Source organism: Pseudomonas sp. GW821-FHT07G06, from assembly GCF_058986625.1.
On record NZ_JBYSVW010000013.1, the window covers coordinates 64,437 to 78,605 of the forward strand.

A 14,169-nucleotide genomic window follows, 5' to 3' on the forward strand; every position below is an offset into this window, starting at 1 on the left:
CTGTGCCGGCCACCCATGGTTTCGGCTGTTTACTTGGCCATGGCTGCCCGGGCCGCTTCGATCTTGGCCTTGACCGCTTCAAGATTGAAGCTCGCGCCTTTCTGCATCGGCGGAAACTCCACGGCTGTTTCGGCCAGTTTGACCACTTGTTGCTGCACAAACACATAACGCCAGAACTGGAATTTGAACCACTCGAAATACTCCAGCGAACCATTGGCTGCCATATTCTCCGGCCATCCGGCACGTTCGAACGGATCGAGGCGCAGGTTAGTCAGGATCGGCATGTCCAGCGTGACCTTGGCACCCAGCCAGCCCCCGGGCTGATCGATGAAGCGGTACTTGAAGTCATCGATGCGGATCGCACCCAGGGTGCTCTCTCCAAAGTAGAAGATTTCATGCCGGTTCGACGGACCTTTTCCGGTGATCATTGGTGTTTGATCATAGCCGTCCAGGTGAACTTTGTAGGTGGTGTCGCCCAATTGTTTGCCTTTGAGCAGCTCTGCCGTGATGTTCGGGTTACCCGCCGCTGCGACCAGGGTCGGGAACCAGTCCATGCCGGACATGATGCCGTTGGCGACCTGGTTGGCCGGTACCTTGCCCGGCCAGCGAATGATCGCCGGCACCCGGAAGCCACCTTCCATGACCGTGCCTTTGCCCATGGCGAACGGGGTGGTGCCGCCGTCCGGCCAGGTGAAGTTTTCCGCGCCATTGTCGGTGGTGAAAATGACGATGGTGTTGTCGTCCATGCCGTCTTTCTTCAGCTTCGCCATGACTTCGCCGACGATGTCATCGAGCTGCGCCATGCCGGCTTCCTGTTCCGACCAGCCATTTTGCGCATTGCGCATGGCTTCGTACTTGTCGGACAGGTGCGTGACGATGTGCATGCGGGTCGGGTTGAGCCAGACGAAGAACGGTTTGTTGTCCTGCTTGGCCTTGTCGATGAACGAGAAGGCCTTGTCGCGAATTTCGTCGTCGACGGTTTTCATCCGCTCCGGATAAAGCGTGCCGGCATCTTCGATTTTCTGCTTGCCGACCTTGCCCCAGCGCGGCATCACGGTCGTGTCATCGGTGGTGGTGGCCCAGCTGTGGACCATGTTGCGCGGGCCAACGGTGGCGAGCAGGTCTTGCGGATAGTTGGGGTGCGCCGGGTCTTCCATGGCGTCGAGGTGGTAGAGGTAGCCGAAGAATTCGTCGAAGCCGTGCACGGTGGGCAGGAACTCGTTCAGGTCGCCCAGGTGGTTCTTGCCGAACTGGCCGGTGGCATACCCCATGGCCTTGAGTGCGGTCGCGATGGTGACGGCTTCGGCGGGAATACCCACGGGCGAGCCAGCCTGGCCGACGGTGGTCATGCCGGTGCGAATCGGCAGTTCGCCGGTGATGAAGTTGGCGCGCCCGGCCGTGCAACTGGCCTCGGCGTAATAGTCGGTAAAGCGCATGCCTTCAGCGGCGAGTTGGTCGAGGTTGGGTGTTCTGCCAGCCATCATGCCCTGGTTGTAGACGCCGATATTCGACCAGCCAATATCGTCGCCCATGATCACCAGGATGTTGGGGGCTTTGTCGGCGGCCAGGGTCAGGCCGGGAATCGCCATTGCAGACAGCAACAGCGGTACCGCAAACATCGAGGATAAGGTTGTCCGGTTCATGTCGAGCTCCTGCGTACCTTCGTGAGTACAGAGAGACGCGCCCCCAGACGCCATTCAAATTCGTAACCCCCCCGCGAAGAGCGTAGGTTTGAATGGCGAAATATCCAGTTATGAGTAGTCAGAAAGATGGTGTTTCAGGGCGATTTGCCCAGAAGTGACCGTCCGCAAAAGCGCGCGGGTAACAGGTGCCTGTTTCACCAGCGAAACATGGGCAGCGGTCGTAGCGGCGAGTGGAGCAGTTGGCGGGCTGAAAGCTTCATCAGCATCGAGTGAAAACCGTGATCGGGAAAGGTCGACTGCACGGTCTTGATGAAGCTTCGGGGCAGGCCGAAGCGGACCAGGCCCAGGGACACATCCACCAGATCGGCCCGGCGGAAGGGTTCGACGCTGTCGGCACAAGCGCCGCGATACCGACGCAGCTTGTGGTGCTCGAGTATCAACGCACTGACTTCATCTTTCAGTTGCGGGCGTTGTCGGCTGTCGAGATATTCAGTGGCCAGTGCAATGGACGGCGGCAGGTAGTCAAGGGTGTCATCGGTCCAGATACCCAGGTCGTGAAACGCCGCTGCGATCTGTACGGCATCCGGAGGCAAGCCTTCGGTACCGCTGAGGGCGGCATGGAAATTCAGCACCCGGTAAATGTGGTTGCGGTAGCCCTGCAGGTCGGCACCGATGGCCAGGGCGAACGAGGTGAGGATCTCGTCGGTGAGGGGAAACTCGAGAATGGGCTTCATCAGGCGTCACGCAACAGGTCGTTGGCATTGAGCAGCTCGTAGGCAATCTCCGGGCGCTTTTCCATGGCTCGGCGAATGGCGGCCGGGATGTTGGCGCGGGTCTTGCGGCACAACCCCGGCAGTTCGCCGATCTGGATGCCGATGCCGCGCATGGTGCGCACCTCATTGAAGCCGGGGGCGATGTCCACACGGATGCCCAACTGTTCGAGCATACGCCGTTGCAGGTGCTCCAGATCGCTCAGGCTCTGCAGGTTTTCCAGGCGTTCGATCAGGCGTTTTTCTTCGTTGCGGGTCAGAAACAGAATGCGCAGGTCCGCCCCTGGTGTTTCCAGCAGCGGGTCACGCCCGCAGTCGCAGGCGCCGGGCGGGCAGGGTGAGCGAATTGGAGCGGTGGTGGTCATGGGGATCAATCATAGAGCGCGGTGATTGAGTTTGCCCATAGGGATTTTTTGGGGCGTATGCAAAGCAATGTGGGAGCGGGCCTGCTCGCGAAAGCGGAGTGTCAGTCGCCATCTTGGGTGACTGTCAGGCCGTCTTCGCGAGCAGGCTCGCTCCCACAGGTTTTACGGTGAGTCTCGCTTACCTCACTTCAAGACCAGCATCCGATAAACGCCATCCTCAACCTCGATCCCGTGGGTGTCATGGGTGAAGCCGGGGAAGGATTTGTCGAAGGCTTCCAGTGCCTTGAGGTACGCCAGCAGCGGACCGTCCGCGGGGCCTGCGTTCTCACCTGGCATGAGCAACGGGATGCCTGGCGGGTAGGGCACGATACCGGTGGCGGCAAGGCGTCCGGCGGCTTGCTCGAGGGTGACCAGTTCGATGTCGTTGCGCACCAGTTTCTCGTAGGCCTCCACCGGGCTGAATTCGGCTTTTGGCAAGGTGCCGAAGGCCTGGGACATGTTGGCGGTGGTCTTGTGTTTCTTCATGGCGGCGAAGATTTCGTCGGCCAGATCCTTGAGGCCCATGCCGGCATAGCGTCGCTGGTTGGCGTTGTACAGGTCGGGCAGGCACAGCTCCAGTTCGGCGTTGTCGTCGTAGTCGCGCTTGAAGTCGAGCAGGGCGTTGAGCAGCGTGCCCCACTTGCCTTTGGTGATACCGATGGAGAACAGGAACAGGATGGTGAAATCGGTGGTTTTCTCGACCACGATACCCTGGCGGCCCAGATACGCCGTGATCACACAGGCCGGGATACCGGAGGCGAGCAGGTTGCCGTCGTCGCCCATGCCCGGGGCAAGTACCGACACCTTGATCGGGTCGAGCATGCAGTAGCCGTCTTCGATGTCACCGAAACCGTGCCATACCGCGTTCGGGTGCAGGACCCAGCAGTTCGGGTCGGTTTTCAGCGTAACCGGGTCGACCTCATGGAACGGCACGGTCGCGGCGCCCACCTGTACGGTCGGCGGCTGCCAGCAGGTGAAGAACCAGTCGTCCTTGCTCAGCATCTCGTTGTGCATGCGCGAGAGAACCTGGCGGAAGCTGATGGCTTCTTCGATCGACTCGCTGGTGAGGATCTGTCCGCTCGGCGCTTCCATCATGGCCGAGCTGACGTCGCAGGACGCCATGATCGCGTAGTTCGGCGAGGTCGAGGCGTGCATCATGTAGGACTCGTTGAAGCGTGCATGTTCAATCGGGTTACGGCCGTCGCGCACGTGGATCATCGAGGCCTGGGACAGCGCGGCCAGCAGCTTGTGGGTCGATTGGGTGGCGAACACGGTCGGCTTGGACTTGTCGTGGTCGGCCGGGTTGCCGTGCATGGCATGGCGTCCGCTGTACAGCGGGTTGAAGCGCGCATAACCGTACCAGGCTTCGTCGAAGTGCAGGCGGTCGACGCTTTCGCCCAGCAGCTCTTCGACGCGGGTGACGTTGTAGGTCAGGCCGTCGTAGGTCGAGTTGGTGACAATCGCGTGCACCGGCGTCGGGTCGATGCCTTTCTTGACCAGCGGGTTGCTGGCGATGGCGGCTTTCACGCCTTCGGCGCTCAGGGTCTGCGGCAGGATCGGGCCGATGATGCCGTAGCGGTTGCGGGTCGGCACCAGGTAGGTCGGAATGGCCCCGGACAGGGTCATCGCATGCTCGGCGGACTTGTGGCAATTGCGGTCGCACAGGGCGATCTGGTTGCGCGTGACGCTGGCCATGAGAATGACGCGGTTGGACATCGACGAACCGTTGGTCACGTAGTACGTGCGGTGCGCACCGAAGACCTTGGCGGCATAACGTTCGCCCTGGCCGATGGGGCCGCTGTGATCGAGCAGGGAGCCCAGTTCGCCGACCGAGATCGACAGGTCGGAACGCAGCAGGTTTTCACCGAAGAACTCGTAGAAGGCACGCCCGGCAGTGCTCTTGAGAAATGCGGTGCCGCCGGCATGACCCGGGGTGTGCCAGGAGTATTCATAGGTGCGGGCAAACTTCACCAGCGCGCCGAACATCGGTGGCAGGGCCGCCTGACGATAGCGTTCGATGGCGGCCAGGATGCGCCCGCTGAGGAAGCCGGTGGTGTCTTCGGGCAGCCAGATGAAGTCGTCGGCGTGTTGCATGACCAGCAACGGAATGCTCGACGCAGTGGTACGGTCGCTGATCAGGAACACCGGCACGCGGGTGTTGCGCTCGCGCAGTTTGACCAGCAGCTTGATGCAGTCGGCGTGGCCTTCGCTAGTGTCCATTTCCCAGCGGATGAGCACGCACTGAACGGCAGGGTCCGAACGCAGGATCGATGCGGCATCCGAGAGGCTTTCCGAGGCCAGAACACTGACGCCACGTCCCTCTACATCGTGGACCAGATGATCCAGGGCGCGGCCAAACACCGTTCGTTTGTCCGGTGGACTGCTGACCAGTAGCGCCAGCATGCCCAGCGAGTGTTTATAGTCCGTCATGATTGAACCTCCAGAGTGGCTTTATTCAGATTGTTCACCGGCACTGGCTCGGCAGTGAGGTGCTGCGCGCTGACGGTTTGCGTCGGTACGCTGTTGTTGAGTGCTTCGAGGCGGATCAGGCGGTTGTTGACGAAGCCGAACAGGGTGTAGCCGAAGATCGTGGCGACGCCACCGAGCATCAGGGCCTGCTCACCGGAACTGTACAACGCCAGGTAGCTGTAGGCCGCCGCGATCAGCGCAATGACGTTGGTGGCCAGTGCCTTGCCTTCCGGCACGTTGGAGACTTTCTGCATGGTCATCAGCGCGGCCATGGACAGGATGTACGGCACCAGGTTGGTCACCACCGCGAGGTTGACCAGGGTGTCGAACTGCTTGCTCAGGTCGGGACTGATGGTGAGCAGGGCCAGTGCGGTCTGTGCGGCGAGCAGCACCAGCATGCCGACAATCGGCGTACCTGCCTTGTTGGCCTTGGCGAAGATCGACAGGAAGTAACCGGTGTCGGCCGAGCTTTTGTACACCTGTGCAATCGTGAACTGCCAACCCAGCAACGAACCGATGCAGGCGAGCACCATGGCCGCCATCACGATGTCCCCGACCATCGGGGTGAACATCTTGGCGAACACCAGGCCGAACGGCGCGGTGGACGCGACCAGTTCTTCGTTGCCGACGATACCGAAGATGACGTTGGTGGAGACGATGTAGATCACCGCCGCACCCAGGGTGCCGCCCAGCACCGCAATCGGTACGTTGCGCTCAGGGTTTTCCACCGCGTCGGTGTTGGCGCAAGCCGATTCCAGGCCAAGGAAGGCCCACAGGGTGATCGCCACCGAGGCGCCCGCCGCTTCGAACCAGCCCTTGTCATGTGGGTTCCAGCCAGCGGCGTAGACGCTGCTGTCGAAATAGAACCAACCCACCGTGGACACCAGCACCACCGGTGCAATCACACCCCAGACGGTGATCGCGCCGATCCGGCCGGTAATGCTCGCGCCGCCAAAGTTGGCGAAGGTGGTAATCCACAACAAGGCAATGGTCGCGAGACCGACTTGCAGTGAATCAAGTTTTATTCCGAACAGCGTCTGTATATAGCCAACCGCGGTAATACTGATCGCCACGTTGGCAATCAACAGTGAGAGGCCGTAGGTGTAGTTGGTGATGTAGTTACCGGCTTTACCGAACGTGTATTCGGCATAGCCGCCCATGCCGCCGGTCTTGCGGCTGAGCATCCCGCATCGCGCAAAGGCGTAGGCCAGAGCCAGAGAGCCGGTGGCCGTCACCAGCCAGGAAAGAATCGAAATTGCACCGACTTCCGCTAGTTTCGTCGGTAGTAGCACAATGCCTGAGCCCAACATGTTGACTGCGGTCAACATTGTCAGTTGCCCTACACTCATTTTTTTTGCGACTGACATTCCGTTGCCTCACTTAGTTGGCGATTGAGAGTCTTAGCTATAGCAAAGGATTGAAAACTCGCAAGAAATGGCCTCAGCCATCTCGTTTTTTGCACTCATTTGCAAAAAAGGCACGATGCTGGCCCCCAAGTTAAAAAATCCCCCGCAAAATTAGTTCATTTTCAACTAGTTAGATAGGTCAAGATGCGCAAGGTATGGATCGCGTTAATTCCGCTAGTTGTTGCGGGTATCAGCAACTCAACGCAAGCCAAAGAACTGGCCACCCAGGATCAATACATGTGCAGTTGGGGCGCGGGCACTGCTGCAAGGGCACAGGAGCTCAAGCTTTCAGGAGTTTCTCTATACGCCGCGCGCCAGAAAATCCAGGCCTACAAGTTCGCCAAAACATGGATGCGCATGATGGCACTTGGTATTACAGAGCAAACTTATGACAGTTCGTCGCGATTGAAACCGACTGCCGTACGGCAAAGCTTTTATGAGGACTGCGTCAGGTACAAGTTGGCGCGTAAATAAGGAAGAAGCGGGCGCTGGTCGGATCGACCGCGGCGCGGGCCGGTGACGTCTATATTGATTGACCATCCCGGCGACTGGATGGGTGTTAAAACCGGTTTCCTACAACTCAATCAGGAGGTCAGCATGAACCAGATCGATAAAGTGTTGTACACCGCCCAGACCCACACCACCGGCGGGCGCGACGGCGCCTCCCGCAGCTCCGACGGAATCCTCGATGTGAAGCTTTCGTCGCCAGGTGCGGGCGGTGGCGGTACCAACCCCGAGCAATTGTTCGCTGCCGGGTGGTCAGCCTGCTTTATCGGCGCCATGCAAGTGGCAGCCAGGGAAATGAAAGTGGCGTTGCCCAAGGATGTGGCTGTCGATGCGGAAGTCGACCTGGGCACTAATGAAGGCGGCTACCTGCTCCAGGCGCGGCTGAATGTCAGCCTGCCGGGGCTGGACCGTGAAACCGCCCAGAAAATCGTCGACACCGGGCACCAGTACTGCCCGTATTCGAAAGCCACGCGCAACAACATCAACGTTGTGCTCAAGCTCGTTTGAGTTGACGTGAAAAGCTCGGCGCCAACAATGACCTGACCCAGGGTGAGCCGAGGGCATTGAAATTGTCGGTGACGGTGGATTTCCACGGGATGTTTTTTTGGCAACTCCTGTGGGAGCGAGCTTGCTCGCGATGGCGGCGTACCATTCAACATCAATGTTGACTGACCCGCCGTAAATCGCGAGCAAGCTCGCTCCCACAGGTACTGTGTTTTACCTGACCCGCAATGTGCGATCTTTTTGACGTTGCGGCGCTACCGGAAAATCAATTCATCTTGCTGTGATCATGCGCCATGTTGCCGTGATCCATGGTGCCAATCGCCTTGGCAACGGCCTCAACCTGGATCGACTCTTTCTCGCCCTTGGCGTCTTCGACGATCAGGGTCAGCGGCACCTTGTCGCCTTCCTTGATCTGGCCCGTCAGGTTCATGAGCATGATGTGGTAGCCATTGGGGTCCAGGCTCACCGCTTTACCGGCCGGCAGTGCCACGGCGTCCACCTGCTGCATTTTCATCACGTCGTCCTTCATGCTCATTGCATGAATCTGCACCAGAGCTGCCACCGGCGTTTGCACGCTCAACAGCTTGCTGTCGCTGCTCGCGGTGACGGTCATGAAGGCGCCGCTCGATGGTTGGCCGGCTACGGTGGCGCGGACCCAGGCGTCGTCGACCCGGGTTTGTGCCGACACCTGGAAGGCCAGGCCGACCAGGGACAAGCCCAGTGCCAGTTGCTTGCAGCGTTGTGCGAAACGGTTGTTAGCCTGCGGGGCGTTCATATCAGCAAACCTCCATTACGGTGAGCAGGTCCTCTGCGCACTCTTTGGCCGTCAGGGACGCGGACAGCCCCAGGCGCAGATTGCCCCGGGAGTCGAAGACATAACTGGTCGCGGTATGGGAGAGGGTATAGGTATCGCCGCTCGGGACTTTTTCAAAGAACACGCCGAATTCCTTGGCGGTGGCAGCGGTTTCTTCCAGGGTGCCGTACAGCGCTTCGAAACTCGGGTCGAAGGCCTTGACGTACTTGTCGAGCAGCTCTGGCGTGTCGCGCTCAGGGTCCAGGGTGATGAAGATCACCTGCAGCCTTTCGCCATCGCGGCCCATCAGCTTTTTGGCCTGGGCGGCACGGGCCAGCGTGGTGGGGCACACGGCCGGGCACTGGGTGAAACCGAAGAACACCAATGGCATCAGGCCGCGATAGCTGCCCAGCATCCTGGTTTCGCCCTCGGTGTTCGTGAGCTTGAAGTTACGCCCCATGATCTTGTCGCTGAGGTCTTTGCCGTACTTGAACGACAGCTTGCTGCTGTCGTCGCAACCGGCGAGCAGGCCCAGGCTCAACAGGCCCATGCCTTGCAGGACAGTTCGGCGGGTATACAAAGTACTCATGGAAAAAAGCATCCTGTTGAACAGGCTGAAACTGACAGCGTGGTGACTGTACAGACGAAAAAATCGCGGGGATCTTAACAAACTGTGCCGGTAGCGGCGGGGTGGATACGACCATTGGACCGGCGCAGAGGCGTGACATAGTGTCGCGCCGTAGCATGTTCGGCAGAGGGCAATATATCTGTAGGAGCTGCCGAAGGCTGCGATCTTTTAATCTTCAGCAATCTCCAGATCGCAAAAGCAAGATCAAAAGATCGCAGCCTTCGGCAGCTCCTACAGGTATCGGTGTTCCCCGCAATTGCGTGAACAACCTTTTTTTGGGTCGCTTCGCAACCCAGAGGGATGGTGCGGCGATCCGACAAGCTCCCTCGCCACAATTATCGACGCAACTTCGCGCAATGATCCTGTTCCGGCTGTGCAGCCGTGTACCACACGTAATCCGCGCTCTCGGCGGTCACGGTCTTGCCCGCTTCGGCGAGGATCAGCACGGCGTTGCCTGCACCGGCACCGAGGTCTTTCAAGTGCAGCGGCACCCCCAGATCCTTGCGCACATGAAAGGCCCCGGCCAGCAGCAACGCCGGCGTCGGCGCGGCCATCAGGCGCTCGGCCATGCGCCGGTCGCGTTGTTGCTGCACGGCGAGCATGGCCGGCATTTGTGATTCGGGCAGCAGGCCGCAATGGGATTGGCGGATGTCGTCCAGCAAGGTCGCTTGCACCTGTCGAGTGGTGGACGCTTCGCCCTTCAACTCAGGGCGCTGTCGGTAGATCTGCATGATCTGCGCACGGTCCAGATTCGCCGCCAGCAGCGGATAGGGTTGGCGCAGCGCGTAGGTGACGAGGGCACCGTAGACGCTCCAGTCCCAATTGGCCTGCCAGGCCAGCGCCTTGAACGCATCGGCCGGCGGCTGGCCAGCGCGGGTCGCGGCTTGCGCGGCATCGACTTTGGCCTGTTGATCGGGATTGAGCATCTCCATCAGCAGGCTGCCCTGGGCACGCTGTGCCGCCAGCTCGCGCAACAACCACAATTGCAGGGCGTGGTGGTCCGGGTTGTCGTGCTGCTCACCGACCAGAACCCGCGGCGCAACGGCCAGGCGTTCGACCAGTTCCTGCGGGGTCAGCGTGCGACCGCTGGCGAGTTCGCGGATGACCCCGAGATCGGCGTGATCGCGCCCTTGCGGGGCAATCGGCGCCGGGGGCGGCGTTACAGAATGGGTTTGGCAGGCAGCCAACAGGCTGAACACACACAGCAGCAGAAAGCGCATCGGTTTTCCTTGAATAGACAGAAGCCCCCTCGATCAACGAAGGAGGGGGGCGGTATCAGCGCGCGATGATCAACGGGTGGCCGCGTTCCGGGTGTTGGTGAATCAGCACCTCCAGGCCATACACCGCCGCCAGCGCCTCGGCGGTCAGCACCTGTGCCGGTGGGCCGTAGGCGTGGGGCAAGCCCTGTTGCAACAACAGCAGTTGGTCGCAGTAGCGCGCCGCCAGATTGAGGTCGTGCAGAATCACCAGCACCGCTGCACCGCGCTCGGCGAAGTCGCGCACGGCTTGCAAAATGGTGTGCTGGTGCAGCGGATCGAGCATCGACGTCGGTTCATCGAGCAGCAGGGTTTGCCCTTCGGCCCCCGGCCAGAGTTGAGCGAGCACCCGCGCCAGATGCACGCGCTGGCGTTCACCGCCGGACAGCGCCAGATAACTGCGCCCGGCAAGATGAAGCGCATCGGCCGCTGAAAGCGCCTCGGCGACGATTTCGCCATCGCGCACGCGGCCGCTGGCGTGAGGCAGGCGCCCCATGCCCACGACTTCATTGACCGAGAACGCAAAGTTCAGGCTCGAACTCTGCGGCAGCACGGCCAGGCGCCTGGCCCGTTCCTGGCCCGGCCAGTCGGCGAGTGGACGCTCGTCGAGGCTGACCGTGCCTTCGCTGGTTGGCAGTTCGCCGCACAAGGCAGCGAGCAGGGTGCTTTTGCCGGCGCCGTTCGGTCCCAGCACGCCGAGCACTTCGCCGGCGCGCAATTGGATATCGATGTTCGCCAGTACCGTGCGGTTGCCACGACGTACCAGCAAGTTGTTTGCCCGCAGCATCAGGAACGCCCTCGTACCAGCAGATAAAGAAAGAACGGCGCGCCGATCAGTGCGGTCACGATGCCGATCGGCAATTCGGCCGGCGCCAACAGCAGGCGCGCGGCCAGATCGGCCAGCAACAGCAGACTCGCACCGGCGAGCAACGACGCGGGCAGCAACACCCGGTGATCCGGGCCGACCAGCAGGCGCATCAGGTGCGGTACCACCAGGCCGATGAAGCCGATCAGGCCGGCCGCCGCGACGGCCGCGCCGACGCCGAGCGCCGTGCACAACACCAGCTCAAGCTTGATGCGCTCGATGTCGAAGCCCAGGTGACGGGCCTCCGACTCGCCCAGCAGCATGGCGTTGAGTGCCGCCGCGCGACGTGGCAACCACAGCGCCACACCCAGGGTGACGATCAGCAACGGCCACAGGCGCGGATAGCTGGCGCCGTTGAGGCTGCCCAGGTTCCAGAACGTCAGGGTGCGCAAGGTCGCGTCATCGGCCAGGTAGGTGAACAGACCCACGCCGGCACCCGCCATGGCCGTCATCGCCACACCCGCCAACAGCATGGTGGCAACGTCGGTTTGCCCGTTGCGGCGGCCGAAGCGATACACAACCGCCGTGACGATCAAGCCACCGGCGAAGGCGCTGACCGACAGCAGGTAAGGTTCGATGGCCGGTGGCACGCCACCCAGCAGGCTGCCGCCGACGATGGCGAGGGCGGCACCCAGCGCGGCACCGCCGGAGACACCGACCAGGCCCGGGTCTGCCAAGGGGTTGCGGAACAACCCCTGCATCGCCACGCCGGACAACGCCAGCACCGAGCCCACGGCGATGCCGAGCAGACTGCGCGGCAGACGGATCTGACCGAGGATCAGCTCCGCCTGTTGTGTGTCACCCCCGTCAAGCGGCAACCCCAGCAGGCGCATCCCGGCCAGCAAGGTATCGCCCAGCGGCAGGCTGACCGGCCCGAGGGCCAGGGACAGCCAGAACACCAGCACCAGCAACAGCAGTAAACAGATCAAGGTCGGACGCGGCCGGAAAATGGCCGTCATGGCTGGGTCTCGGCAGTCTGCGCCTTGACATCCGGATAGAACGCCGTGGACAGACGCGTCAAGGCGTCCGGCACTCGCGGGCCAAGGCCACCGACCAGCAGCGTCGGGTCGATCACCAGCACCCGACCATCACGCCCGGCCTGGGTTTGCGCCAGGATCGGGTTCTGTTCCAGCAGGGCTTTACGGGCCGCATCGCCTTGAAGTTTTCCACCGGCGAAGATGATCACCTGCGGGTCCAGGCTCAGCATGGCTTCGCTGGAGACCGGTTTGTAGCCGTTGTGCTCACCCAGGCTTTTGCCGCCGGCCTGCTGGATCATCCAGGCCGCCAGAGTGTCCTTGCCCGCCACTTGCAGGTTGCCACCGGAGTGGCTGAGCAGCATCAGCACCCGGGGCGCCGGTTGCTGTTGCTGCGCCAGTTTGACCCAATCGGCCTGGGTGTGCAGACGCTTGAGGTAGCCCGCCATCAGCGCCTGGGCCTCGGTTTCCTTGCCCAGCAGTTGGCCGAGTTCGGTCAGGTTGTGTTGCAGGGCCGGCACGTCGGCCTTGGCCGACAGCAATTCAATGCGCACGCCGGCGGCCTTGAGTTGCTCCAGCACCGGTGGCGGACCCATTTCGTTGCTGCCCACCAGAATGTCCGGCTTCAGGGCCAGGATGCCTTCGGCCGCCAGCGCCCGCTGGTAGCCGACGCCCGGCAGGCTATGCAGCGATTGTGGGTACTGGCTGGTGCTGTCGACACCCACCAGCTTGCTTTCGCCGCCCAGGGCGACCACCCATTCGCTGAATGCGCCGCCGGCGCTGACCCAGCGCTGGGGCAGGGCATCGGCGACGGCCATCTGGCTGACGAGCACGCTGGCACAGGCCAGCAGTGTTTTCATACGCATCGGGACTTTTCCTTAGCCGATCAGAGGGGTGGCGGTTTCAGCCAGGGCACGCCAGTCGTCACGCTCAGGAATGCCCGGCTTGCGCACACCGAACAACTGGATCACCAGTTCGCCTTCGGCATCGAAACCTTCGTAGCTGGTGATGATGCCATCGACGCTCGGCTTGCGCACACGCCACAACTCGGTCACGCCGGTCGTCTTCAGGTGCAGGTTGAACATCGGGTCGAGCACGTTGAACCAGGTGTCCATCCAGCGCAGGTTGCTGACGGTGCCGGAGTGAATCTGAATGCAGTGCTTGTTGCCGACAAACACCATGATCGGCACTTCGCGCTTGCCGGCTTCTTCGATGACCCGGGTCAGCTCGACGGTGGCCAAGGGTTCGGCCCACTCGTGACCGGCCAGGCGCAGGGCCTGGGTGCGCGCCACGTCGTTGCGCTTGAGCAGCATGAAGAAGTCGTGGGTGTCCTTGAGCTGCGACCATTCGCTGCGCAGGGTATCTACATCGACTTCGCTGTCGGCGCGTGGCGTCTTGGCTTGCGGCAGCGGTTGCAGGTCCAGTTCGGTCGTCTGTTCTTCGGCACGGAAACGCTCGACCAGCGGTGCCCAGGCAGCATCGAAGCTGGTGGCGGTCAGGTAGACCTTGTGCACGGCCAGGCCCTGGCGGTCGAACACCTGGAGGCTGCGCTGCGTGCCGCGCGGGGTGCTTTCATCGACGGCGAACACACTGGCCCAGCCGCTGAGGAACAGGCGCAGGTCGATGTCCGGCGACAGCACCATGCCCATCTGGCCGCTGCCCATCACGGTCACTTCGCTGTACACGCCTTTGCGTTCGTGTACGCAATGCTCGTTGCGGGTCAGGGCCATGATGGTGCCCAGTTCACCCAGCGCCGGCAGCAGTTCCTTCCATTCCGGGCGCAGGCGCACGGTGTCGGTGCCCAGGCGGCTGGCGGTCAGTTCAGCTTCGCTGACACCCAGTTTGGCCGCGGCATCGCGGGCGCGCAGGCCGGGTTGTTCGGCGCGCAGTTGTTGCCAGGTCTGGTACAGGGCCGGGGCGACTGGCAGGGCGGAAGTATTGGCGGTCATG

The 14,169-nt window shown here is 61.8% G+C and carries 14 protein-coding genes; 2 read left to right on the plus strand and 12 right to left on the minus strand.

Going from position 1 to position 14,169, the window contains the following annotated elements; genetic code table 11:
* Nucleotides 1-29: 29 nt before the first annotated feature.
* The 5 genes from AC3WJW_RS21395 to potE all read right to left on the minus strand — a co-directional run bounded on the left by AC3WJW_RS21395 (nt 30) and on the right by potE (nt 6,653).
* A complete protein-coding gene (locus tag AC3WJW_RS21395; protein ID WP_493727282.1) occupies nt 30-1,643 on the minus strand; it encodes an arylsulfatase in 1,614 nt (537 codons plus the stop codon).
* Between the two features lie 194 nt (nt 1,644-1,837).
* Nucleotides 1,838-2,377: an HD domain-containing protein gene (locus AC3WJW_RS21400; RefSeq protein ID WP_428607769.1), complete on the minus strand. Its 540-nt coding sequence runs from the start codon at nt 2,375-2,377 to the stop codon at nt 1,838-1,840.
* A complete protein-coding gene (locus AC3WJW_RS21405) occupies nt 2,377-2,778 on the minus strand; it encodes a hypothetical protein (RefSeq protein WP_015094584.1) in 402 nt (133 codons plus the stop codon). Before AC3WJW_RS21405 ends, AC3WJW_RS21400 begins: the two co-directional genes overlap by 1 nt.
* A 183-nt stretch (nt 2,779-2,961) precedes the next feature.
* On the minus strand, nt 2,962-5,247 hold the full coding sequence (locus AC3WJW_RS21410) for an Orn/Lys/Arg family decarboxylase (RefSeq protein WP_493727283.1): 2,286 nt from the start codon (nt 5,245-5,247) through the stop codon (nt 2,962-2,964).
* Nucleotides 5,244-6,653 (minus strand): putrescine-ornithine antiporter, encoded by a 1,410-nt coding sequence (gene potE, locus AC3WJW_RS21415; protein ID WP_493727284.1) that lies wholly within the window; start codon nt 6,651-6,653, stop codon nt 5,244-5,246. Before potE ends, AC3WJW_RS21410 begins: the two co-directional genes overlap by 4 nt.
* Before the next feature lie 183 nt (nt 6,654-6,836).
* On the opposite strand from potE, the gene AC3WJW_RS21420 reads away from it, so the two are divergent.
* On the plus strand, nt 6,837-7,166 hold the full coding sequence (locus tag AC3WJW_RS21420; protein WP_493727285.1) for a hypothetical protein: 330 nt from the start codon (nt 6,837-6,839) through the stop codon (nt 7,164-7,166).
* A gap of 123 nt (nt 7,167-7,289) precedes the next feature.
* Nucleotides 7,290-7,706 (plus strand): organic hydroperoxide resistance protein, encoded by a 417-nt coding sequence (locus tag AC3WJW_RS21425; RefSeq protein ID WP_095968188.1) that lies wholly within the window; start codon nt 7,290-7,292, stop codon nt 7,704-7,706.
* A 262-nt stretch (nt 7,707-7,968) separates the two neighbouring features.
* Here AC3WJW_RS21425 and AC3WJW_RS21430 read toward each other — a convergent pair whose 3' ends face one another.
* From AC3WJW_RS21430 to AC3WJW_RS21460, 7 genes are all read right to left on the minus strand, one after another.
* On the minus strand, nt 7,969-8,478 hold the full coding sequence (locus AC3WJW_RS21430) for a copper chaperone PCu(A)C (RefSeq protein WP_493727286.1): 510 nt from the start codon (nt 8,476-8,478) through the stop codon (nt 7,969-7,971).
* Between the two features lies 1 nt (nt 8,479).
* Nucleotides 8,480-9,085: an SCO family protein gene (locus AC3WJW_RS21435; RefSeq protein WP_429389471.1), complete on the minus strand. Its 606-nt coding sequence runs from the start codon at nt 9,083-9,085 to the stop codon at nt 8,480-8,482.
* A gap of 374 nt (nt 9,086-9,459) precedes the next feature.
* Nucleotides 9,460-10,344: a ChaN family lipoprotein gene (locus tag AC3WJW_RS21440; protein WP_493727287.1), complete on the minus strand. Its 885-nt coding sequence runs from the start codon at nt 10,342-10,344 to the stop codon at nt 9,460-9,462.
* A gap of 55 nt (nt 10,345-10,399) precedes the next feature.
* Nucleotides 10,400-11,167 (minus strand): heme ABC transporter ATP-binding protein, encoded by a 768-nt coding sequence (locus AC3WJW_RS21445; RefSeq protein WP_493727288.1) that lies wholly within the window; start codon nt 11,165-11,167, stop codon nt 10,400-10,402.
* Nucleotides 11,167-12,150, minus strand: a complete 984-nt coding sequence (locus AC3WJW_RS21450) for a FecCD family ABC transporter permease (protein WP_162130359.1) — start codon at nt 12,148-12,150, stop codon at nt 11,167-11,169. Before AC3WJW_RS21450 ends, AC3WJW_RS21445 begins: the two co-directional genes overlap by 1 nt.
* Nucleotides 12,151-12,200: 50 nt before the next feature.
* Nucleotides 12,201-13,085, minus strand: coding sequence for a heme/hemin ABC transporter substrate-binding protein (locus tag AC3WJW_RS21455; RefSeq protein ID WP_493727289.1), 885 nt, complete (start codon nt 13,083-13,085; stop codon nt 12,201-12,203).
* Between the two features lie 12 nt (nt 13,086-13,097).
* The gene (locus AC3WJW_RS21460; protein ID WP_493727290.1) at nt 13,098-14,168 is read right to left on the minus strand and encodes a hemin-degrading factor; all 1,071 of its coding nucleotides are present in this window, start codon (nt 14,166-14,168) and stop codon (nt 13,098-13,100) included.
* Nucleotide 14,169: the final 1 nt, after the last annotated feature.

Bases quoted from the DNA above. Each gene is read 5' to 3' on its own strand.
- AC3WJW_RS21395 (WP_493727282.1), bottom strand. From the start codon at position 1,643: ATGAACCGGACAACCTTATCCTCGATGTTTGCGGTACCGCTGTTGCTG.
- AC3WJW_RS21400 (WP_428607769.1), bottom strand. From the start codon at position 2,377: ATGAAGCCCATTCTCGAGTTTCCCCTCACCGACGAGATCCTCACCTCG.
- AC3WJW_RS21405 (WP_015094584.1), bottom strand. From the start codon at position 2,778: ATGACCACCACCGCTCCAATTCGCTCACCCTGCCCGCCCGGCGCCTGC.
- AC3WJW_RS21410 (WP_493727283.1), bottom strand. From the start codon at position 5,247: ATGACGGACTATAAACACTCGCTGGGCATGCTGGCGCTACTGGTCAGC.
- potE (WP_493727284.1), bottom strand. From the start codon at position 6,653: ATGTCAGTCGCAAAAAAAATGAGTGTAGGGCAACTGACAATGTTGACC.
- AC3WJW_RS21420 (WP_493727285.1), top strand. From the start codon at position 6,837: ATGCGCAAGGTATGGATCGCGTTAATTCCGCTAGTTGTTGCGGGTATC.
- AC3WJW_RS21425 (WP_095968188.1), top strand. From the start codon at position 7,290: ATGAACCAGATCGATAAAGTGTTGTACACCGCCCAGACCCACACCACC.
- AC3WJW_RS21430 (WP_493727286.1), bottom strand. From the start codon at position 8,478: ATGAACGCCCCGCAGGCTAACAACCGTTTCGCACAACGCTGCAAGCAA.
- AC3WJW_RS21435 (WP_429389471.1), bottom strand. From the start codon at position 9,085: ATGAGTACTTTGTATACCCGCCGAACTGTCCTGCAAGGCATGGGCCTG.
- AC3WJW_RS21440 (WP_493727287.1), bottom strand. From the start codon at position 10,344: ATGCGCTTTCTGCTGCTGTGTGTGTTCAGCCTGTTGGCTGCCTGCCAA.
- AC3WJW_RS21445 (WP_493727288.1), bottom strand. From the start codon at position 11,167: ATGCTGCGGGCAAACAACTTGCTGGTACGTCGTGGCAACCGCACGGTA.
- AC3WJW_RS21455 (WP_493727289.1), bottom strand. From the start codon at position 13,085: ATGCGTATGAAAACACTGCTGGCCTGTGCCAGCGTGCTCGTCAGCCAG.
- AC3WJW_RS21460 (WP_493727290.1), bottom strand. From the start codon at position 14,168: ATGACCGCCAATACTTCCGCCCTGCCAGTCGCCCCGGCCCTGTACCAG.